Genomic DNA, 22,479 nt, shown 5'->3' with positions numbered 1-22,479 from the left:
TTAACTGTCCGGGTTGTCGGAGCCGGCGACAGGAGTTCGTTTCGGATTATACATGTCGAAGCCTTCCGAGTGCCAAAACTCTTTCAGGCCGATTTTATCATAGAGATCAATTTCCGCAGCGAAGAGTGGATACATACCTGCAAGGTGAATGGTGCGATCGGGCAGCTCGAAAGTGGCCTGCTCCTGATTTAGAAAAGAGGGAGAGAAAACCAGATAGGCACTCATTGCGCTCTCTTCGGAAATCGGGTTGTCGATGAGAAAAACGTCGCCATACGAAAAACGTTTTTCATTAAAATAAGCTGAAGCAAAATAGCCGGCTGCAAAGCCCCAGCTTTTATCACTCGTATCCAGAGAAACGATTAATTCGGGTTTTCCCTGTTTCCAGTCAGTGTGTGAGGCGTTCGACAAACCACAAGTGACTGCGGTGAGAGTCCCTTCTTCCGGTAAGTCTTCAAAATAAAAAACGTGGATCAGAGGTTGGTCATCATTCGCCTGAACTTTGAGGATACTGTCGATGCTTCCGAAACGCGATTCCAACGCCTCGACCCAGCTGTTTTCGAATGTGTCCATGTGATTTCATGTCCTTCTATCGGGATCGACTGAAAAAAAGCAGAGTTCGCTGCTTTAACTGTCCGGGTTGTTGGAGCCGGAGATGACTTTCGTGAGATCTTTACCAAGGATGGACGGGCACCAGTGGCGCTCGATGTGTTCGATAATCATCTCCGTGCCTCGCGCATGGCTGACGTAGGGGCGGTCGCGGGGATCGTAGAGTGCGTCGGTCAGGTCTCTGCAGAGCACGACATTTTTATCGAGGTACCTCAACTGGCGAATGCCGAACGGTCTGCCGAGGACACACATGTTGGTGTGCACGCCCATGATCACGATGTTCTTCCGCTGTTCCTGTTCGAGGAAATTATAAATCTCCTGCCCGTTTGCACTGATCACATCGTAACCGATGATTTTAATCGCCGGGTGTTCGTGGCGGTCGGTATTCTTTTTGTAGTCGGCGATCGGATCATCGCAGCCACGAATACTGGATTCAGTGGAGCGTTGCACCGTGTCGTCAACGGGGAGCGGTGGTTCTTTCTCGGGATTGAGGTAACACCAGCTTTGAATGGGAACAGGTGGTTTTGATGGTTTGGCTTCCTTGATGCGCTGACGGTACGGGGTATCTTCATAGAGTTGAATCCCACCGCTGGGAGCGTGGATGATGGCAACCCCCTGATCCCGGGCTTTCGAGATGACCTCGTTCATCCGAGGCGCCATGCGATCCACACGTTGTGCTGCCAGTTTGCAGGGGTGGTCGGCCCACATGTCACAAATGATAATCGCGGTTTCTGAAGCATTCCACTCTGTCTTCTCGGTCGTAGCGGGAGCATCATTTTCTTTGCCACGTTTGCGGAGCGTCACAGCGAACTTTCCGGGAACCGGGGGAATGGACCGGGAAGATTGACTGGTTTCTTCGGCCAGCAGAGTATTGAGCTGGGGGAGCAGCGCACCCGCGGTGCAACTCTGCAGGAGTGTCTGCAGGAAACGGCGTCGCGGTTGAGTGGAAAACATCGGCATGGTGGTTCCTTTTCTCTCAGAAACTTTGAGCAATTCAGACTGTATTTTGTAGGGGGCTTCGAATCAATTCAATATGAAACTGCTGTGAAATCGATTCCTTGACCAGAAAGTGTTTTTGAGCTGGACTTTTCTTTGCCCCGGCGTCGTCGCATAATAAGGGAACAGTGCCTGGACCGTTGGTGAATACACAGACCAGATATCGGGAATCGAGTTTATGCTTTTACGCTATTATTCTATACTGCTGATACTGATCAGTTGGATGATTCTTTTCCCTGCTGACGTACCCGCTGCAGCTCGACAGAGAGAAGAATTACCCGTTTCTCTGAAATTGCAAGAGGGTGATCGGGTGGTATTTATCGGGAATACTTTTGCCGATCAGCTGCGGATGAATAATTATCTGGAAACGCTATTAACATCACAGGCTGATGTGCCGGGGTTGACATTCCGGAATCTGGCCTGGTCGGGTGATACTCTGACATTAAGACCGCGTCCGTTGAATTTCGGGTCGTTGGATGATCATCTGAAAGCACAGCGGGCTGATGTGATTATCGCCTGTTTTGGAATGAATGAGTCTTTCGACGGTGAAGCGGGGCTGGCTGAGTATACCAAGGCATGGGAACAGTTTCTGCAGCATCTGGCATCTCAGAAATACAATGGAAAATCAGCGCCGCGCGTGGTCATCATTTCTCCGATAGCCCATGAAAATATGGGGCCACCCTTGCCGGATCCAATCAAGCATAATGAGAGTCTGGCGGCATATACTCAAGCGATGCAGACTGTCGCTGAACGGTATCAGATTCCGTTCGTGGACCTGTTTTCCGAATCGAAAAAAATGATGCAGGAAAATGTCTCACAGAAACTGACGCGGAACGGTATTCATTTGAATGAATACGGTTACTGGGCAATGAGTCATTTCATTGCAGAACAGTTACTGGGGCGGAAACTGGAGAGTCCGTTAGTGATGATTGACGTTTCACAGAAACAGATTCAGGCAACCCATGCAAAGGTCAGCGATTCGAAGTTTCAACCTGATCAGATCGAGTTTACTCTGCAGGCTGAATCGCTGCCACTGCCTGCTCCGCCACAAGCTTCGATTCCCGATAGTGGATTACTGGAAAAACAGCCTCGCCTGACAGTCAAGAATCTACCAGAGGGGAAGTATCGACTGCTGGTGAATGGTACTCAAGTGACAGAGGCGCGGCATTCCGACTGGTCACGGGGACTGCTGTTGCTGAATCTTCCTTCTCAGGAGCGGGTTCGTGAATTGCGCTCTAATATTGATCGGAAAAACGAACTGTTCTTCTATGTCTATCGGGCACACAATGCGGAATATGTCTTTGGGCGTCGTACCAAGCCGTTCGGAGCAGTATCATTTCCTCCAGAAATGGAGACGTTTGGTAATCTGATTGAGGCTCGTGAAGCTGCTGTCAAAAAGCAGGCGCGGCCGCTGGACGAAACAAGATGGGGACTGTTTCGCGTGGATTAATCAAATATGTGTTTGACGAATATTCTTTATTTGGCTGTAAATTCTTTTCAGATATCAGAGTGAATTATGTATCGACGATCAATTCAGTCAAGTTTTGCTTTTCTCCTATCTATGGTGAGTCTGCTGCTGTGGAACGAAACGCGTTGCAGTGCCGCGAAGGAAAAGCCGGAACAGCCTCACGTGGTTTTTGTGGTGGGAACCACTCATAATTTATCGATCAAAACGATTCCTGCGTTTGCCAGACGGATGGAACAATATGGATTCAAAACGACCGTTCTGCTCCCTGAGAAAACTGGTAAGAAAGAAAACCAACGCGAAGAAGTCACCGGCTTAAAAGTCTTGAAAGAGGCGGATGTCGCTGTGTTTTACCTGCGATTTCAACGGCTGGCGCCGGGTGAGTTTGCTCATCTGCACGACTATATCGAATCCGGAAAACCGTTGATCGGATTACGCACCAGTGTGCATGCCTTTGATTATCAGAAGGGGCATCCTCTCGAAGAATGGAATCAGGATTTTGGAAAGCGGGTTCTGGGTTCTGAATTTCTGTTTGACCTGTCGGGTGAGACTGTAGTCGAGCATATCCTGGAGCATCGTGACCATGAAGTTCTGAATGGTGTGGCGTCGAAGTTTCTTGATTTGGGAACATTATATCAGGCGAATCCACCCGCGGATGCGACGCCTTTACTGCGGGGGACAGGCAATTCTAAACGAAAGGGGATCTTCAAGAATCAGTTTGGCACATATGAACTGACAGGCGAGATGAACTTTCCCGTCGCCTGGACATGGAAAAACGAATGGGGCAGCCGGGTGTTTACGACAACGCTGGGGCATGAAAAATCGTTTGGCCTGGATGCCTTTAATCGACTGTTGATTAACGCGGTCCACTGGTGTCTGGAAAAACCGGTGGGGACGACATCCGAACGGATGGCGGTGGCGAATTCAGCTCCCAACCTGAAACGGCCCTTCGAACTGACGCAGGATCATTCTCCCGAAGCGGAACGAAAAACATTTGAGATGTTGCCCGGATACGAAGTGAATCTGTTTGCCGCCGAGCCGATGCTGGTGAATCCGATCCACATGACATGGGATCCACAGGGGCGACTGTGGGTGATCTGTTCAACCTCCTATCCGCAGGTCTCTCCGGGTGAGAAGCCGAACGATCAGATCGTAATTCTGGAAGATACCGATGGGGATGGGCGCGCGGACAAGTCAACGGTGTTCGCAGATGGCCTTTACGTCCCCACGGGACTGGAGCTGGGAGACGGGGGCGTGTATGTGGCGAATGCTCCAGATCTGCTGTTTTTGAAAGATACGAATGGCGACGGGAAAGCCGACCATCGTGAAGTGATTCTAACCGGTTTTGCGACGGAAGATAATCACCACTCGATCAGCGCCTGGCGCTGGGGACCAGGTGGCTGGCTGTACTTTCAGGAAGGGACCTTCATGCATACGCAGGTGGAGACTCCTTATGGAACCGTCCGTCTGGAAAACGGGGGCGTGTTTCAGTTTCAACCACGTACACTTAAGCTGAATGTCTTCGCTGACTATCGTGCTTCGAATCCGTGGGGACATATGTTTGATGACTGGGGACAGTCTTTTGTAATTGATAACCCGCGGCTTTATTTCAGTGCGCCACTTACTGCCAACAGCCGTGCCAAGCTGGGTTATGATGCCAGCGGTCAAGGAACCAAGCAGTGTGGCGGGGAGTTCGTGGCGAGTGGTCATTTTCCGCCGGAAGTGCAGGGGGAAATCTGGACCAATCAGTACAAGTCGCATGTGGTGGCCCGTTATGAGGTATCAGATGATGGTGCCGGCTATACGATTAAAGGGCTGGATCCGTTGATTCAGTCGAGCAGTTCTTATTTTCGCCCCGTTGATTTGAAGATGGGCCCGGATGGCGCGGCTTATATTCTGGACTGGTACAATCCTCTGATCGGCCATATGCAGCACAGTTTTCGTGATGAACGCCGCGATACCACACATGGCCGCGTCTGGAGAGTGACACACAAATCGCGTCCGCTGGTGGAACGTCCGCAACTGGTGGGAGTGCCTCTCGCGAACGTGGTTTCCCATTTACGCGATCCGGAAAGCTTTACCCGGCAGCAGGTAAAACGGGTGTTATATGATGCCGACCAGCAGCAGGCGAAGCAGGCTCTGGATGAATGGCTGCTGACACAGGTGCCCCAGGAACCGAATTATGATCATCATCGCCTGGAAGCACTCTGGTGTTATCAGACGATTGGCGTTGTCAATGAAGAGCTACTGCGTGAAGTGCTGCAGGCGAAAGATGCCCGGGCCCGCGCTGCCGGCATGCGGGTACTGCGATACTGGTATCCTGAAATTAAAAATCCGCTGGAGCTGGTTGAGGCGGCAATCCATGATCCGCATCCGCGGGTGCGACTGGAAGCGATTCTGACTGCAGGGTATATCCCTGAGCCGCGTTCGGTCACGATTGCTGTCAAAGCAATTGACGCTCCCATGGATCGCTATCTGGAACACGCATTGAAATTGACCATTGATGGTCTGCAGTCACACTGGGTAGAGCCACAACGACAGGGAAAAGTCACGTTTGAAAAGCCAGCCCACAAAAATTACGCACTGGCAAATCTGCTGTCAAATGAATCGATCGAGGTGATTATTGATCTGTTAAACGCGGGCAGTATTGATGCTGAATTATTACAAGGCCCGGCACAGACTGTTGCCGAGCGAGCGAATGCGAATCAGCTGGAGCCACTCGTATTGAGCCTGGTGGAAGTGACGCGAGAGTATAAAACTCAAGGAGGGAAAGGGATCTCGCCGGAAGCGTTGAGTATTTTACTGAATGCCCTCGATCGGGCCGCGCGGGAACGGGGCGTGATCCCCAACGGAAATATCGGTTCGATGTTGAGTCGCTCAGCTGTTGTGCCGGGTTTACCGGTTCAGAAATCAGTGGCCCGGTTGATCGGGTCATGGAAACTGACACGCGAAGGAAAACGGTTGCAGCGAGAGATTAATGCGGCGGAGACGGATTTCGAGGTAAAGCAGCTGGCTGCAGAATCGCTGGGGATGCTGGGCGATGCGGCTTCTCTGAACTATTTGAAGTCGATAGCAGAATCGAAGAAATCGATGAATCAGCAACTGCTGGGAGTCTATGGTCTGGCAGCCCATGATCTGAAGCAGGCGGCAAAACTGCTGCCTGCGATATTGAAGGAAGATCCCAAAGAGGAAGATCCCGCCTGGATTTTAACGGCATTTACTCGACGCAAAGGAGGAGGAGAGATTCTGGCGGAGGAGTTAAAGGCGGCTTCGCTGCATCCGCTGGTAACTTCACGAATCAGACAGGCTTTGATTGAAACAGGTGAAACCAGCCAGACGTTGATTGACGCGTTTGGAGGAGCTGTCATGCAGGATTCCCTGGAAGCTCAGCTGTTAAAGGAAAATGTGCTCGAACTGGCGACAGCGGCTCGCGAAGAAGGGGATGCAGCACGAGGTGAGCAGATCTTTCGCCGCAACGAACTGGCGTGTATGAAGTGTCATAGTATTTCCAATGCGGGACCGGTACTTGGACCAGATCTGGCTGCCATCGGATCCAGTTCGCCGCCCGACTATATTGTGGATTCATTTCTGCGACCGTCGAAAGTCATCAAGGAGTTTTATGAGAGCATCATGGTCGTGACCGATGAAGGCCGCGTCTATAACGGGATTATGGTGGTACACGATGATACGAAAGTCGTTCTGAAAGATGCGGCTCGACAGGGCGAACAGGTGACAATTCCCGCAGAACAGATTGAATTTACAAAGAAGCTGCCATCATTGATGCCTCAGGGACTGGCAAGTAAGTTGAAGAGTCGCCAGGAATTTCTGGACCTGGTAAAGTTTGTGACAGAACTGGGGCGTCCGGGTCCTTATGCGACGAATGTAGCTCAGGTGGTGCGGCGCTGGCGTGTGCGTGGAGCGGATGAACCTTTGACGGCAGAGCAGATGCACGAATTCAAAACCCTGGCTGATACGGGAGTCGCTGCCTACAGTATGGTAAACGGAACGCTGCCGACTGCTGATTTGAATTTAGAAAAACCGCTGACGCAGGCGATTGCTTTTGTGGACGTGAATCAGGCAGGCAACGTGCAGCTGAAACTGAATTCGGTAAAAGGACTCAAAGTCTGGCAGAATGGAACTTCAATTCCTGTTGAAGAATCGACGTTACTGGTTCTGCCGACCGGTCGCAACCAGTTGACATTTGAAGTGGATCGCAGCCAGCGCGGTGATCTGGGGTTGCGGGTCGAATTCCAGAAAGCCAGTCAATCCCCCGAGGGCCGCTTCAAGGTTGTCGGCGGGCCCTGAGGATTGTCTGACGGTTCATTAATCCTGCTGCGTGGTGCGTTTGATCCATTTACCACAGAGTTCAGGCCAGCCTGAAACAGGATTATCTGATGGACGCATCCCGTATCCATGGCCTCCATTGGCATAGAGATGCAGTTCACCGTCAACCCTGGCGTCTTTCAGGTCGCGGGTGTAGTTGAAAGCACTGTCGACCAGGCGGCGGTCATCCAGAGTCTGCACGATGAACGCAGGGGGTGTCTTCGCATCGACTTTGATCTCGGGGGCTGACTGTCGTTTGTCATCCTCTTTGTAGATATATGCGGGATAGATGAGGACCGTGAAGTCGGGACGACAGCTGAGTTTGTCGGCTTCGTCAATCACTTCATAGTTGCGTTTCTCATAGTTCGTCGAGAGATTCGCAGCCAGGTGGCCGCCGGCGGAAAAGCCGAGCACACCGATTTCATTCGGGTTGATGCCCCACTCTCTGGCCTTACTGCGAACAATTCCCAAGGCACGTTGGGCATCTTTGAGAGCGGCTTCTCGCTGGTTGCCGGGAACCGTGTATTTGACAACGATCGCATGAATGCCGATCGAATTCAGCCATTCGGCGATTTCGGTTCCTTCCAGATCATATGCAAGGATGTTGTATCCGCCACCAGGGAAGATGACGACTGCAGGGGCATTTGGTTTCGCATCGGGAGCTTTATAGAATTCAATTGCCGGTCGATTGACTTTGGTAATGCGAATGATATTGCTGTATTTGACTTCATCGTCACTCTTGTCCAGCAGCGGGCGATCCGGCCAGATGGCAATGCTTTCTGTTGGCTCAGGAGTTTCAATTGGTGCCGCTGCCAGTGAGAACAGGGCAAACACAGTAAGACAAAGATATTTCATGGTGGGGACTCCGAACAGCAGGGGCTGACGATTTTGTGGATTCAAAATATTACACTACACAAAATAATAACGCGCGGATCGGTAACAGAAAAGCAGTCACAAATCGTTATTTCAGGAGAAGATCGAGTTAATTATGAGATGCCAGATATATATCCTTGCATTTTACTAAAAAAACTACAGACTTGATTCCACGAATTCAGTCTTCACTGCCAGTTCTTTCAAGTGTGTTTTCTTTCTGTGATTGATGCAGATGATACATAAACTGAAACGAGAAACAGTACTCTACCTGATTATCGCTATTTTTATTGGTGCGATTGTCGGTGTGGGGACATTTACCTTTGGTTATGCCAAAGGAGCCTCTTATCTCAGATCTGATTCTCAATCATGTGCTAACTGCCATGTGATGCAGGGGCACTTCGATGCATGGGTAAAATCATCGCATGGAAAGTTTGCAGCCTGCAATGACTGTCACTCCCCGCATGACAGTGCTGCTTCAGCCTACTACTGTAAAGCCCGCAATGGTTTCTTTCACTCTCTGGCTTTCACAACCGGTAATTATGAAGAGAACCTGAGGATTACTGATTACAACCGACGGATTACCGAACAGGCCTGTCGGAATTGTCACGCGGATCTGGTACATCAGATCGATATTCGGGCTGTTGGAGAGTTAAATCAGTCGGCAGTGGAAAATCTCGAGTCCAATTCCTGTATCCGCTGTCACTCAACTGTCGGGCATGACACCTGAATTTAAGCGGCTTCGCGTCGATTTGTGTAAACTGGAATGAAGTATGACTCAAAAAAAATATTCGATTTCGTTTTCGACACTCCTGTTGATCGCAATTTTGTCAGCTGGCATCTGTTTTGGCGTGGTGTATCTGCTGACGAATATCTTTGAACGACAGCAGGAAGCACGGACCACCGTCCTGAAAGTCGTAGACATTGATGATAATACCGCTGATCCTGCAGTCTGGGGACGGAATTTTCCGTTGCAATATGATGATTACCTCAAAACTGTCGACATGATTCAGACCACTTATGGTGGAAGTGAAGCGATACCCCGGACTCCCACCGATGAAGATCCCCGTGATCTGGTTTCCCGCAGCAAGATCGAACGTATTCCTCAATTAAAACGATTATGGGCTGGCTATGCCTTTTCCAAAGATTATCGGGAAAAACGGGGGCACGCTTATATGCTGACCGACCAGATCTACACAGAGCGACAGAAAGTCGGGCAACCCGGTACCTGTATTCACTGTCATGCTTCCACTTATGTTCCCATGAAAGAACTGGGTGAGGGAGACATCCATGCCGGTTTTGAAAAATTAAATGCGTTGCCTTATATGGAAGCAAAAGCGCATGTGAAACATCCAGTGGCCTGCATAGACTGCCATGAGCCAGAAACCATGGCACTTCGGATTACACGCCCAGCTTTTATGGAAGGTATTGCCGCCTTTAAAAAGTCACAAGGAGTTCAAGACTATGATGTCAATCGCGATGCTACTCGTCAGGAAATGCGTTCTTTTGTGTGTGGACAGTGTCACGTTGAATATTATTTTCAAGGTGATGAGAAACGCCTGACTTATCCCTGGACGGAGGGACTGACCGTAGATGCAGCGTACTCTCATTTTGAGAGTTCAGGTTTTAAGGACTGGACACACGCGGAAACTGGTGCACCGATGCTGAAGGCACAGCATCCGGAATTTGAACTTTGGTCACAGGGAATTCATTCTCGGGCTGGAGTTGCCTGCGCTGACTGTCATATGGCTTATAAACGTGTGGGAGCGATGAAAATCAGCGATCATCACATTCGCAGCCCTTTGTTGAATGTGAACGCAGCCTGTGGAACCTGCCATAAAACTGGAGATCAGGAATTGATTGCCCGTACGGAGAATATTCAGGCCCGTCATCAGAAACTGGTAAAGATAGCCCTTGATGCGGTGATTGATCTCATTGATGATATAAATGCTGCTAAGGCGAACGGTGTCGCGGAAGACAAAATGAAAGCCGCTCAACAATGGCAGCGAAAAGCCACGTTTTATGTAGACTATGTTGAAGCCGAAAATTCGTCGGGCTTTCATGCTGGTCAGGAAGCAGCACGTATTCTGGCAGAATCGATCGATTGCTCCCGCAAAGGGCAAAATGCACTGCGCGAATAACGCAGGCTTGGTTGAACCGGAACAGAAGCTCCGCACGGATTTTGCTTATTTTCTTGATCCCAGAGTTCATGCAGGTTAGGATCGAGGACATACTTCATTCCGCGTTCGAGTCATCTCGGAATGCATCACGCTCACCCGACCTCAGGAAAGCTCTCAGCATGCGTCGCTTCTTATTCAGTCTGGCAGTTGTTTTCAGTCAATGTCTCATTACGCTGGCGGCGGACCCTGCGAAGCCGGAACCGACCGAATGGAAGGCGGGTGTTGCTTCGGCTAAAATTACTCCTGAAAAACCGTTGCGAATGGCCGGTTATGCCGGGCGTAAAGAACCCGCGGAAGGTACCGAACAGGATTTGTTTGCTAAAGCTTTGGCAGTCGAAGATGCAGCAGGGAACCGGGCCGTATTTCTGACGCTGGATCTGATCGGTGTGATTGAACAGTTACGGGCAGATGTAACCAGTCAGGTTCAGGAACAATATCAATTACCTCCTCAGTCCTTGCTGATGAACGCCTCACATACGCATTGTGGTCCTGCTTATGGTCGTGAGGATGCGACAGAGTATTATGATGATCTTGTCGTCACACTGGTTAAGACAGTTGGTACAGCGCTGGAGAAAATGCAACCGGCCAGACTGAGTTGGTCGGCAGCACGGTGTTCGGTTGCGATGAACCGTCGCACACCGACGGCGACCGGATATCGCAATCATCCCAATCCAGACGGGCGTGTGGATCACCAGGTTCCTGTATTGAGAGTGGATGACACCAACGGAAAATTGAATGCCGTGATGTTTGGTTACGCCTGTCACAATACAACAATGGGCTTTCGCAAGTGGCTGGGGGATTATGCCGGATTTGCGCAAGAGTATTTCGAGAAAGATCACCCCGGTGTGACGGCACTGTTTATGATGGGCTGTGGTGGCGATCAGAACCCCTATCCCCGCAGCGAACTGCATTATGCTCATAAGCATGGTCGTTCGCTGGCAACTTCGATTGAAGCAGCTCTGGAAGTAAATCAGCGAACTCCGCTACATCAGCGCGTATTACATGGGCCGTTGAAAACTGCATACGGAACGGTCGAACTGGAATATCTGCCTGAAAAGAAACGTGATCCCTGGAACTATCCGGTGCAGGTGATTCAATTTGGAAACGACCTGACGCTGGTTGCTTTGGGGACCGAAGTGGTGATAGATTATTCTTTGCGGATCAAACAGGAACTGTTTGATCCTGAGGGACCTGCCATCTGGGTCGCCGGTTATTCGAACGTGTATTCAGGATACATTCCCAGCAAGCGGGTCCTGCTGGAAGGGGGGTACGAAGCGAGTCGCCCGTACAAGCCGGATGTTGAAGAACGAATTATTGGCAAGGTACTGGAACTGGATCAGGGTCTGAAAACGCAGGAAACGAAATAGTGAGTTCCCAGTTGAATGTCAGCTGTTATGTTGAGTTTCCTTCAGCCGTACCATAAGATGATGACTGATAAATGTTCTTTGATGTGATTGTGCCGGTTTTCATTTTCAGATAAGCAGTCAGTCAATTTTCCTTCCGGAGAGATCAGATGCTTCCGGCCTGTCGTTGTAATCTGCTTGTATTTGTTGTTGCCTGCTTTGCTTCGCAGGTGTTCTTCACCAGCGAAGGGGCAACGGCAGAGAAACGGACTCCTGGTCTGGAACTCTTTGAGTCAAAAATTCGCCCGGTACTGATCGAGCACTGCTACGAATGTCATTCTGCAGCCACTTCTGCTGTCAAAGGGGGATTGCGGGTTGATAGCCGTGATGCGATTCGTTCCGGGGGAGAAACCGGTGCAGCAGTCGTGCCTCACAAAGTGGATGAGAGTCTGCTGTTGGAGGCGCTCAAGCACGAATCATTTAAGATGCCTCCCGGCAAGAAACTGTCTGATGAGGTCATCGCTGATTTCGTCAAGTGGGTCGAACTGGGAGCGCCCGACTCGCGCGATCGGGCACCCACGGTGAAAGAAGCCGCATCCCTCTCATGGAAAACCATTTTCGAAAAACGACGCAAGTGGTGGAGCCTGCAACCTCTGCAGGATGCGAGACCTCCTGATTTGAAGGAGAACAGCTGGTCGTCTCTTCCTGTCGACCGATTTCTTCTGGAAAAGCTGCGTAAGGTACAGCTGCAACCTGCACCTGCTGCCGAGCCAGAAATTCTGGTTCGGCGTCTGTCCTTTGTCCTGACCGGGCTGCCTCCCACTCCGCAACTGGTAAAACAGTTCGCAGCAGATGCGAAACAGAATCCCGAGGCTGCCTATGAGAGGCTCGTCGATCATCTGCTGTCTTCACCTCATTTTGGGGAGCGCATTGCACGGCACTGGATGGACGTGGTGCGGTACACCGATACCTATGGATATGAATGGGATAATCCGGCAAAAGGATCATGGGAATATCGCGATTATCTGATTCGGGCTTTCAATCAGGATGTGGGGTTTGATCAGCTGGTGCGAGAGCAGATAGCCGGCGATCTGCTACAGCAGCCTCGCATTGACGAAAACAGCGGATTTCAGGAAAGCCTGATCGGCCCCATGTTTTATCACATGGGAGAACATCGGCACGGCGACAGTGTGAATTTCAATGGTATTCATCAGGAGATGATCAATAACAAGATCGATGCTTTCTCGAAAGCGTTTCTCGCCAGCACGGTAGCTTGTGCGCGATGCCACGATCACAAGCTGGATGCCATTTCGCAGCGGGATTACTATTCGCTCGCCGCAGTCTTCATGACACCCCGCTGGACGTCACGCGTGATTGATGCACCTGGTAAGCATGAAAAAACAATCGAAAAACTCAAACAACTGCGAAATAAAATTCATCAGGAATTGAAGCCCGTCTGGCGCGCACAGGCTCAGCAGTTTGGTAGTGAGATTCGCCAGGCGGTCACAGAGAAATCGGACAGCCCTCGTTCCCGACTCTGGCGAGATGTTTTCAAACTGGAAACAAATCAGTCAAAAAAGAAAGAAGAATTGAAGTCAGGCGAGGTTGCCTACCCTGCACAACGATTGCTGAATTGTTCGCAAGCCGAAGAGTTGCAGAAGATGTGGCATGAATTGTCCCAGGACTGGCAAACCGTCAGCGAGACACATCAACGGGAAAATTCTAAGCGATTTGAGTATGTCACACGCTTTGAAAAACCAGGTTTTCCGAAAGGCTGGCAAACAGAAGGAGACGGAATACGCCATGGTTATGTTAGTGATGGCGTTCCTCTGATTTCTCTGAAGGAGGAGCGAGTCGTACAGCGTCTTTTGACTCGTGGTTATCACACGCATGCCTTGTCTTCGAAATTACCGGGCGCGATCAGACCTCCCTCAGAGCGGGATATTTCGGGAAAAATGATCAGTCTGAATCTGGCAGGGGGTGAGTGGAGCGGCTTTCTGCGAGTTCCCGATAATGCTTTTCAGACAGAGAATGTCATTTTCTTTGATCGGGAGCAGACCGAGTGGCAAACGTTCGCTGACCGTCCGCTGGTCAATGGAATTCAGCGACTGATGTTTGAAGTTGCGACCAGCGATCTGAATCCGGATTTTCCGCCACGTACTGGAAAAACCCGCGCGGGAGGCAATCTGTTGCCTGCAGACGATTATGGTTTTGAGAAACGCAGCTGGTTCAGCCTGACAGGCATTGTCTCGCATGACGCAGCGGGGACACCAGCGGATGAGCTGGCCCGCTTTGCGCCTCTATATGGCAAGACTGTTCCCGAGGATCGAGGAGAAGCCTGTGATCGAATCGGTGACTGGTTATCTTCCGCTGTCCAGCGCTGGACTGACGATCAAGCGACGGTGGCTGACATCGAACTCATCAACTGGCTGCTGGAAAAGAAGCTGTTAAATAATTCACCAGAATCAGTCTCAGGTCTGGCCGAGTTACTTTCAGAATATCGCAGAGTGGAAGATCAGATCACGTTTGCTCATACCGCCAACAGTATGGATGAACGTGGAATGATCTCAGCAAAATATCCATTGAATGTTCGCGGAAATGTCGACGAACTCGGACCGCTGATCGAACCCGACTTTCTGGAAGTGTTTGCAGGCCGTCATTCAGTCCAGCAGAGTCAGGGGAGTGGCAGACTAGAGCTGGCTGAATTTCTGATCAGCCCGGATCACCCGCTGACAGCGCGGGTTTATGTGAATCGGGTTTGGCAATGGATCTTTGGAACTGGTCTGGTACGAACGCCAAACGATTTTGGGCATCTGGGAGCCCAGCCAAACCATCCTGAACTTCTCGATTATCTGGCGCGAGAGTTTATCAGTGATGGCTGGTCGACAAAACGCCTGATTCGCCGTCTGGTCATGACGCGGGCCTTTCGTCAATCGGGAAAGATGGACGAGGCAGCACGCAATGTGGATCCGGATAATCATTTGTGGCACCACTATCCAACCAGGAGACTCGAAGCGGAAGCAATTCGCGATTCTCTGCTCGCTGTATCAGGACGCCTGGATCGTCGATTGTATGGTCGCCCTGTTGATCCGCCTCGATCCAAAGAAGATGCAGCCAAGCGGCTCTTCAGTGGTCCGGTGGATGGGGGAGGCAGGCGTTCTATTTATTTGAGGATGTCGATTATGGATCCACCCCGGTTCCTGGTGGGGTTCAATTTACCGGACCTGAAACTGCCAACCGGGAAGAGGGACGTCACAAATGTGCCGAATCAGGCTTTGATTCTGATGAATGATCCCTTCGTGATGGCACAGGCAGAAGAGTGGTCAACACGTTTGGTTCAGCAGCCAGCTGATACCGTCGAAACGCGTATGCAGCGGATGTTTCAAAAAGGATATGGACGAGAACCGGATCAACAGGAATTACATCGCTGGATTGAACTCGTACAAGAACTGGGGGGCAGCGAAGACGAATCGTATCTGCTGGCAGATCCAGGCGTCTGGAAACAGATTTCGCATACCCTGTTTAATACAAAAGAATTCATCTATTACAGGTAAAAAAATGGGACGAAGAAACAAGTCCGATTGCTGTTCAGTCCATCTGTCTGTGATGAACCGACGCGGTTTTTTGAAAAACAGCAGTGCGGGTTTTGGCTGGCTGGCATTCGCAGGTTTACTGGGAGGACAAGTTCAGGCTGCGACAAAGAAACCTCTTCCCCAGTTCGTTGCTCCTGTGAAAAACGTAATTTTCTGTTTTATGGATGGTGGCCCAAGCCATGTTGATACGTTCGATCCCAAGCCGGCGCTGAAAATTCATGAAGGGAAAGCAATTGGAAAAGAGGCCGTTTCAAAACGTTCTCAGTCGAATGCCAGTCGCGTCTGGCTGGGAAGTCCCTGGAAATTTCAACAACGGGGAGAGAGCGGACTGTGGGTCAGTGACCTGTTTCCCCATCTGGCATCAATTGCGGACGAGTTATGCGTCGTGCGTTCATTGGTGGGGGAACTGCCACTGCATGGTCAGCAGAATCTGTTATTGCATACCGGACGAATTATCGGGCAGGCTCCGAGTATGGGGGCCTGGGTTTCTTATGGACTGGGAACGGAAAATAACAATCTGCCTGCTTATGTGGTTTTGAATAATGACTGGGTCCCCAACGGGGGGCTGGAAAATTTCGGGAGTTCTTTTCTGCCAGCAACCCATCAGGCAACTCAGGTGCGGGCGAAAGGAAAACCCGTCGACAATATTCAGCCGGCGGATCCTCTTTCTCTGCAGAAGCGCAAGCTGGCGTTACTGGCAGAACAGGATCTGGCTTTCGCGACACAGGCTTCAGAAGCGTCTCCGATTGAGAGTGCGATTGCCAATTATGAAACCGCCTTCCGGATGCAGACGCTGGTTCCGGAAGTGGCAGACATTTCGCACGAACCACTCCATATTCAACGCGAGTATGGTGTTGATTCGAAGGACGAGCACCAGCACTATTATGCCACTCAGACACTGCGGGCAAGACGGCTGGTCGAAGCGGGGGTTCGATTTGTTGAAATTACCTGCCCCAGTTTTGACAGTAATAATTCGCCCTGGGACCAGCATGGATTACTCAAGCAAAATCATGAAAAGAATGCGTGGATTACAGAGCAGTCGATTGCGGCATTAATATTAGATCTCAAACGGCGCGGTCTGCTGGATGAGACTCTGGTAGTCTGGGCGGGGGAAATGGGCCGCACTCCACATACTCCTAAAGTGACATCGACCTGCGGACGCGATCATCATGTGAACGGTTATAGTCTCTTTATGGCGGGAGGGGGTTTGAAAGGAGGGATGACCTTCGGCGAGACCGATGAATTCGGTAACAGCGTGGTTGAACATCCGCTGACGATCCATGATATTCATGCGACAATTCTGCATCAACTTGGAATCAACCATGAGGATCTCATATTCCGTCATGGCGGCAGAGATCATCGACTGACTGATGTGCACGGGCATGTGATTCGAGAGATCTTAAGCTGATTCGATGAGATCGTTAAATTCAAGTTAATAGCTCGAGAATCTCTCGATATTGGCTTGTCTGGAAATTGCCTGCACTCTGAGCAACTTTTAGAATAAGTTGATCAATGAAGTATTATCCGCTATTTCAGATAGTTCACAAAACGATAGTGATTTCATGCTTCGTCTTTTCTTCCCGGCATTGACCCTCAACACAGGTAGTTTTAAATATGTTCGATTACAAACGTCTTCAGGAAGCAATCAAATCTGAAAATGGTGTCAGTCGACGATTATTTCTGTCTTATGGTGCTGCACTTTCTACGATACCTTTATTGGGGCGAGCAAGCTGGGCCGATCCGTCACCTGTATTTCAGAAAAATCCGTTCAGCCTGGGAGTCGCTTCCGGCGATCCAGATTCCAGCAGCGTAATTTTGTGGACACGACTGGCTCCGGAACCACTGGCGCCACATGGAGGCATGCGACCACAAGCGGTTGCAGTCACATGGGAAGTTGCAGAAGACGAAGGGTTCACGAAACCGGTTGTCTCAGGAACAACCCAGGCGACTCCTCAACTGGGGCATACGGTGCATGTGGAAGTTAAGGGGCTGAAACCAGATCACTGGTATTGGTATCGCTTTCAAGCCGGGGATGCAAAAAGCCCTGCAGGTCGAACACGGACAATGCCTCTCGAAACCGAATTACCTGACCAGTTGAAGTTCGCATTCGCTTCGTGTCAGCATTATGAGTCGGGGCTGTTTACTGCTTATGAGCAGATGGCTCAGGACGATGTGGATCTGGTGTTTCATCTGGGTGACTACATTTATGAAAGAGAGAACCGTAATAAAAAGGCAATACGTGCTCATTTCGGACCTGAGATTGAAACATTGGAGCACTATCGTACCAGGCATTCCCAGTATCGTTCTGATCCACTTTTGCATGGTATGCATGCGAAATGCCCATGGATTGTGACTTGGGACGATCATGAATTTGACAATAACTGTGCCAACGATATTTCTGAAGAAACACAGGTCGATCCAGTGGAATTTCTATTGCGTCGAGCCAATGCCTATCAGGCGTACTACGAGATGATGCCATTGAGGCCGCAGTCTCTTCCCCAGGGGCCTCATATGCAGCTTTATCGTCAGGCTTCTTTTGGACGTCTGGCTGATTTTTTTGTTCTGGATACGCGTCAGTACCGTACCGATCAGCCGAATGGAGATAAGAAATCGCCGATCAATGATGCAGCACTGATGCGGAAAAATACGTTGTTGGGAAGTCGCCAGCGGCACTGGCTGCAGTCGGGACTGATTTCGTCAGATGGAATCTGGAATGTTCTGGCACAGCAGGTGATGATGGGCATGGTTGGTTTTCCACAGAAAGAAGGCCCGGCTGTCTATTCAATGGATCAATGGCCGGGTTGTAGTTATGAACGGATGGGACTGGTACAGTTCCTGGCGGATCGCCAGATTCCCAACCCGGTCGTACTGACAGGAGATATTCATTCGAACTGGGTAAATAATTTACGGGTCGATGATCGCCAGCCAGAAACTCCGGTGATTGCTACGGAATTCGTGGGGACATCTATCAGCAGTGGTGGGAACGGTGTTGAGAAACGAAAAGGACATGCTGAGATCCTGTCGAACAATCCCTGTATTCAGTTCCAGAATTCCGAACGTGGTTATGCACGTTGTATCTTGACTCCAGAGAAATGGACGACTGAGTATATGGTTGTGGATGATGTGACGCGACCTGGTGGCAAAGTCAGTCAGCGGGCGGCTTTTGTTGTAGAAGCCGGTCAGCCGGGAGCACAACCTGTATAATCTAGCACTGACCCGGTCGGACAGCATTACGAAGGAGAAGGGGGTTCGATTTTCTTCTCTGCCTTGACGATCAGCCAGTGCAGTATAGTCTGGCCCAGAATTCTACTGTTGATGGGTTTGCTGAGGTAGTCATCACAGCCTGCATTCAGGCATTTCTGTCGGTCATCGGACATGGCATGAGCTGTTAAGGCTATGATGGGGAGTGTTGCGCCGGATTCCCGGAAATTTCGAGCCAGCGTATATCCATCCATTTCCGGCATCTGCATGTCGGTCAGCAGCAGATCATAAGGTTCGCCTGCAGTTTCTGCTTCCAGGAATTTCTGACATGCGATAACTCCGTTATCGGCAACATCAACTTCTGCCCCCATTTTTTTCAGCAGGAAACAAATGAGACGTTGATTGTCTGGTCCATCTTCCGCAAGCAGAATGCGAGTATGAGCGGGAAGTTTAATAGAGGCAGTGGGAGATTTTTTATCTGTCTGTTCGTGTTTCTCCTGGAAACGACTATTGGTGTATCGCGTTTCAGGGAATGTACATACAGGGAGCACGACGCGGAAGCAGGTTCCTTTACCGGGTTCTGTCCAGGCCAGTGAAACGTCGCCTCCCATAAGTCGAGCCAGTTTGCGCGAGATTACCAGTCCCAGCCCGGTTCCACCATGTTGTCGAGTGACAGAAGTATCCGCCTGTGAAAATGCCATGAACATTTTAGCGGCCTGTCTGTCTGACATCCCCGGTCCAGAGTCTTCTATCTCAAATTTCAGAAACCGGGATTCGTTTTCTTCCAGGAATTTGACTTTGATCTGGATGCGTCCCTTGTCTGTGAACTTGACGGCATTGCCAACCAGATTCATCAGAATCTGCCTCAGTCGTGTCGAATCAGTTTCGATTAAATCCGGGAGCGGCGTTTCGATGCGGGTGACCAGTTCGACTCCTTTCTCGATCGCCGGTGGTCTGAGCAGACTTTCAATATGGTCGAGGATATTAAAGAGTTGCGTGGAGGTTTTTTCTATTTCGACTTTACCGGCTTCGATTTTGGACAGGTCCAGGATGTCGTTGATGACTGTCAACAGATGGTTGCCTGCTTCCTGAATCGTTTTAACAGCCTGCTCTCTTTTACCTGCTGAACTGGCAAACTCATGATCATTTCTGAGGAGTTCTGCAAAACCGAGAATTGCCGTCAGAGGGGTCCGGATTTCATGGCTCATGTTAGCGAGAAATTCACTTTTGCTATGTGAAGCGGCCAGCGCAGCTTCCTGTGCCAGCCTGAGCTCGGTGATATCATTTCGTATGGCCAGATACCCGGTAGCCTTTCCCTCTCCATCCTTCATGGCGGCGATTGTCGTATCCAGCCAGTACAGTTCTCCATTTTTTCGACGGTTGCAGATCTCTCCCTGCCACATTCCAACAGTTGAAATCGTTTTGAAAACGTTTTGCCAGAATTCTTTCGGATGTAATCCTGAATTCACGATCCGATGAGTCTGTCCGATGGTCTCCTCTCGTTCATAACCGCTGACCTTACAGAACATATCGTTGACATGACGGATCACGCCGTTGAGTTCCGTCTCTGCGACAATTGCATGCTGGTCCAGAATTTTGAGGCACAATTCCAGGCGGGCGGTCGTTTCTCTTAAGGAATTTTCAAGAGCGATTCTGTCTGAAATATCTACAACGACATTTATCGCACCGATCATATCGCCTTCAAAATTTGTGATCGGGCTGACGTGTGCCAGCGCAGTTTTACGGTTGCCGTTTTCGCATTCAATAACGATTTCTTTGCAATGATAGATTTCACGATTCTTCAATGCGACGGACATCCAGCAATCTTCGTGAGCTAAGGAGTTTCCTTCAGAATCAAACATTTTGACGGAACCACAGAAACGATAATCTGGACTGTTCAGTTCTGGTTCGCAGCCCCAGAATTCTGCTGCTGCCTGATTGTAATAAGTGATTAATCCTGTGTTGTCACAAGTATAAGCAGCTGCAGGAAGCGCGTCGATCAGATGCTTGATTTTTTCATGGCTCTCGAATAACTGCTGTTCCTGAATCTTTTTTTGGGTAACATCGATGGCTATCCCCAGATAGCCATCGATCTGATTTTGTTTCCCGCGGATCACTGTGACGGTCAGCTCGACTATTCGCTCAGTCCCGTCTTTACAGATGTAGGTCCATTCGTGTTTATCACAGACGCCATCTCTTGCTGGCATAAAAAAGATTTCGAATCCCTCGACTTTACTTCCAAGAGTGTCAGTTAATTCTCGGCTCCTCTGTTCAAGTTCACTGGTCTGGTGGAAGTGGAGTAGAGTTTTAATGCCAATCATTTCTTCTGCAGAATAACCCAGTAATCGCTCGGCTCCAGGGCTGAACAGTGTGATTAAACCCTCAGTATCAGTGGCAATAATCGAGATTTCTGTTGCTGCGCGTATGACACTTTCTAATTGTGCTCTCGTTGAAAATTGATGGTCCTGCAGAAGAGTGAACTCCGCTTCGAGCTGCTTCTCTCGTGTAATATCCTGAAAGGCACCCACCAGCCGGACTGGTTTGTTATTCTGATATTCCAGTTCTCCCTGCGCGCGAACCCAGATATGTCGACCTTTGGCTGTGATGAACGGCAGTTTCAGATCCCAGGATTGTCCGGCGTTGATCGCGTTTTTGACGGCATTCTGGATCTGGGGGCGTATATCAGGAGGGTAAAATTCAATGGCGTTTTCGAGTGTTGGTTTAAAATCAGGTTCGACTTCGTGAATCACGTAAGTTTCTGCAGTCCAGAAAAGTTCCTGGTTTTTCAGATTCAGATGCCAGCCTCCAATTTTTCCTACTTCTCCAACTTTGGAGAGCAGTAATTCGCTTTCAGCGCCGGATTCGCGATCTGTCTGAAGGTGATGATACCTGATCCCGGATGGTCCCTGGTACTGATTTTGTGCGGTTTTCCGTACATACCACCAGACAAGCACAATCAGTGTTCCCATACAGAGCCAGATCAAACTGAGGCTTATGACCTGTCGTTCTTGGTCGTGATAAGAAAGCAACTGATGTTCTGAAATCAATGTGGACTGATAGCGTGCCAATGCTGGAAGCAGGTGCTTTTCCTCGATCAATATTGAGTTGAGCACTGTGGAAGCTGGCTGTGATCCTGACAGAACCCGGGAAATCTTTTGAGTCAGCTGTAGAACCAAAGGCGAAATCTGATGATTCAGGATCTCGGTCGAAGCCTGATCTGAAGGCGTGGAATTCAGAAGATTCTGATGTTGTTGAGAAAAGCGTGTCAAATCTGCATCAAGTTGAGAATAGACCGATGCGTCATCAGGGTCATTTGCCAGCAGAGTGATGTCTTTGACCATACGGTGTGCAATGATCTGCTGTGACCCGATAGTATGAATCTGTTCGAATCGGGATTTTTCAAGCTCAAAAATTGATGTGGAATAACTGCAGAGTTCTGCTCCCAGTATCAACAGAAAAAAACTGAAGACAGCAGCTTGAGTAGAACGTTCTTTAAGAACCTGCCTGATCCTGGAAACAGTGTGCATTGAACAGGGATATCTATCACTAGTGGGTTTCAGGGAGTTTTAATCCATGCAACTTCTGAAACGATGCCAAGATTGAAATAATGACTGAATGTTGCTGGGCCTGCAAATGGAATGATTAATTACAGGTAAATACCCGTATTGGAGATTTCGACAAGAAACACAACTAACAAACAGGAAATCCTTTGGCCGTAAACGAATAGTGATTGTTTCAATAAATCGGAACAGGAGACTTGTAGCAGCTGTGCGTGTGTGCAAGAAAAGGGGCTCAGGTATTTCCCTGTATCGGGATTCAACGCGAGGAAGGGATCAAGAAGTGAAACCAGTATGGGATCGTACAGGCCGAGTCGAAGTTTTGATTAAAGAGACTGCAGACAG

Annotated in this window: 12 protein-coding genes; 8 read left to right on the top strand and 4 right to left on the bottom strand. The window is 49.8% G+C overall.

Going from position 1 to position 22,479, the window contains the following annotated elements; genetic code table 11:
• Together GmarT_RS24875 and GmarT_RS24870 are read right to left on the bottom strand one after the other, a co-directional pair.
• The gene (locus GmarT_RS24875; protein WP_002649254.1) at window positions 1-570 is read right to left on the bottom strand and encodes a suppressor of fused domain protein; all 570 of its coding nucleotides are present in this window, start codon (window positions 568-570) and stop codon (window positions 1-3) included.
• A gap of 54 nt (window positions 571-624) precedes the next feature.
• On the bottom strand, window positions 625-1,566 hold the full coding sequence (locus GmarT_RS24870; RefSeq protein ID WP_002649255.1) for a cysteine hydrolase family protein: 942 nt from the start codon (window positions 1,564-1,566) through the stop codon (window positions 625-627).
• Between the two features lie 214 nt (window positions 1,567-1,780).
• Here GmarT_RS24870 and GmarT_RS24865 point away from each other — a divergent pair, with 214 nt between their 5' ends.
• Window positions 1,781-3,052 (top strand): SGNH/GDSL hydrolase family protein, encoded by a 1,272-nt coding sequence (locus GmarT_RS24865; RefSeq protein WP_002649256.1) that lies wholly within the window; start codon window positions 1,781-1,783, stop codon window positions 3,050-3,052.
• Window positions 3,053-3,118: 66 nt separating this feature from the next.
• A complete protein-coding gene (locus GmarT_RS24860) occupies window positions 3,119-7,372 on the top strand; it encodes a PVC-type heme-binding CxxCH protein (protein WP_052301290.1) in 4,254 nt (1,417 codons plus the stop codon).
• A gap of 18 nt (window positions 7,373-7,390) precedes the next feature.
• On the opposite strand, the gene GmarT_RS24855 is transcribed toward GmarT_RS24860, so the two are convergent.
• Window positions 7,391-8,245: an alpha/beta hydrolase gene (locus GmarT_RS24855; RefSeq protein ID WP_149303386.1), complete on the bottom strand. Its 855-nt coding sequence runs from the start codon at window positions 8,243-8,245 to the stop codon at window positions 7,391-7,393.
• A 250-nt stretch (window positions 8,246-8,495) separates the two neighbouring features.
• On the opposite strand from GmarT_RS24855, the gene nrfH reads away from it, so the two are divergent.
• The 6 genes from nrfH to GmarT_RS24825 all read left to right on the top strand — a co-directional run bounded on the left by nrfH (window position 8,496) and on the right by GmarT_RS24825 (window position 18,580).
• Window positions 8,496-8,990: a cytochrome c nitrite reductase small subunit gene (gene nrfH, locus GmarT_RS24850; RefSeq protein ID WP_198139454.1), complete on the top strand. Its 495-nt coding sequence runs from the start codon at window positions 8,496-8,498 to the stop codon at window positions 8,988-8,990.
• A gap of 43 nt (window positions 8,991-9,033) precedes the next feature.
• On the top strand, window positions 9,034-10,401 hold the full coding sequence (locus GmarT_RS24845) for an ammonia-forming cytochrome c nitrite reductase subunit c552 (protein WP_002649260.1): 1,368 nt from the start codon (window positions 9,034-9,036) through the stop codon (window positions 10,399-10,401).
• Between the two features lie 158 nt (window positions 10,402-10,559).
• Complete coding sequence (locus tag GmarT_RS24840; protein WP_002649261.1) at window positions 10,560-11,807, top strand: neutral/alkaline non-lysosomal ceramidase N-terminal domain-containing protein; 1,248 nt, start codon at window positions 10,560-10,562, stop codon at window positions 11,805-11,807.
• 146 nt (window positions 11,808-11,953) lie between these two features.
• Window positions 11,954-15,337, top strand: a complete 3,384-nt coding sequence (locus tag GmarT_RS24835) for a PSD1 and planctomycete cytochrome C domain-containing protein (RefSeq protein ID WP_002649262.1) — start codon at window positions 11,954-11,956, stop codon at window positions 15,335-15,337.
• A gap of 4 nt (window positions 15,338-15,341) precedes the next feature.
• Window positions 15,342-16,784 carry a DUF1501 domain-containing protein gene (locus tag GmarT_RS24830; protein WP_230682416.1) on the top strand — a complete coding sequence of 481 codons (1,443 nt, stop codon included), beginning with the start codon at window positions 15,342-15,344 and terminating at the stop codon, window positions 16,782-16,784.
• A 206-nt stretch (window positions 16,785-16,990) separates the two neighbouring features.
• Window positions 16,991-18,580: an alkaline phosphatase D family protein gene (locus tag GmarT_RS24825; RefSeq protein WP_002649264.1), complete on the top strand. Its 1,590-nt coding sequence runs from the start codon at window positions 16,991-16,993 to the stop codon at window positions 18,578-18,580.
• Window positions 18,581-18,606: 26 nt separating this feature from the next.
• Here the strand turns inward: GmarT_RS24825 and GmarT_RS24820 are convergent, their stop codons facing one another.
• Window positions 18,607-22,104 (bottom strand): PAS domain-containing hybrid sensor histidine kinase/response regulator, encoded by a 3,498-nt coding sequence (locus GmarT_RS24820; RefSeq protein ID WP_002649265.1) that lies wholly within the window; start codon window positions 22,102-22,104, stop codon window positions 18,607-18,609.
• Window positions 22,105-22,479 lie beyond the last annotated feature (375 nt).

Origin of the sequence: Gimesia maris, assembly GCF_008298035.1 — a bacterium.
GTDB lineage: Bacteria > Planctomycetota > Planctomycetia > Planctomycetales > Planctomycetaceae > Gimesia > Gimesia maris.
The sequence above is the reverse complement of the archived record's forward strand: the minus strand, read 5'-3'. Positions and strand labels throughout refer to the sequence as shown.

Excerpts from the sequence above, each read along its gene's own strand:
- GmarT_RS24825 (WP_002649264.1), top strand. The coding sequence starts at position 16,991 with ATGTTCGATTACAAACGTCTTCAGGAAGCAATCAAATCTGAAAATGGT.
- GmarT_RS24875 (WP_002649254.1), bottom strand. The coding sequence starts at position 570 with ATGGACACATTCGAAAACAGCTGGGTCGAGGCGTTGGAATCGCGTTTC.
- GmarT_RS24835 (WP_002649262.1), top strand. The coding sequence starts at position 11,954 with ATGCTTCCGGCCTGTCGTTGTAATCTGCTTGTATTTGTTGTTGCCTGC.
- GmarT_RS24860 (WP_052301290.1), top strand. The coding sequence starts at position 3,119 with ATGTATCGACGATCAATTCAGTCAAGTTTTGCTTTTCTCCTATCTATG.
- GmarT_RS24845 (WP_002649260.1), top strand. The coding sequence starts at position 9,034 with ATGACTCAAAAAAAATATTCGATTTCGTTTTCGACACTCCTGTTGATC.
- GmarT_RS24820 (WP_002649265.1), bottom strand. The coding sequence starts at position 22,104 with ATGCACACTGTTTCCAGGATCAGGCAGGTTCTTAAAGAACGTTCTACT.
- GmarT_RS24870 (WP_002649255.1), bottom strand. The coding sequence starts at position 1,566 with ATGCCGATGTTTTCCACTCAACCGCGACGCCGTTTCCTGCAGACACTC.
- GmarT_RS24840 (WP_002649261.1), top strand. The coding sequence starts at position 10,560 with ATGCGTCGCTTCTTATTCAGTCTGGCAGTTGTTTTCAGTCAATGTCTC.
- GmarT_RS24865 (WP_002649256.1), top strand. The coding sequence starts at position 1,781 with ATGCTTTTACGCTATTATTCTATACTGCTGATACTGATCAGTTGGATG.
- GmarT_RS24855 (WP_149303386.1), bottom strand. The coding sequence starts at position 8,245 with ATGAAATATCTTTGTCTTACTGTGTTTGCCCTGTTCTCACTGGCAGCG.
- nrfH (WP_198139454.1), top strand. The coding sequence starts at position 8,496 with ATGATACATAAACTGAAACGAGAAACAGTACTCTACCTGATTATCGCT.
- GmarT_RS24830 (WP_230682416.1), top strand. The coding sequence starts at position 15,342 with ATGGGACGAAGAAACAAGTCCGATTGCTGTTCAGTCCATCTGTCTGTG.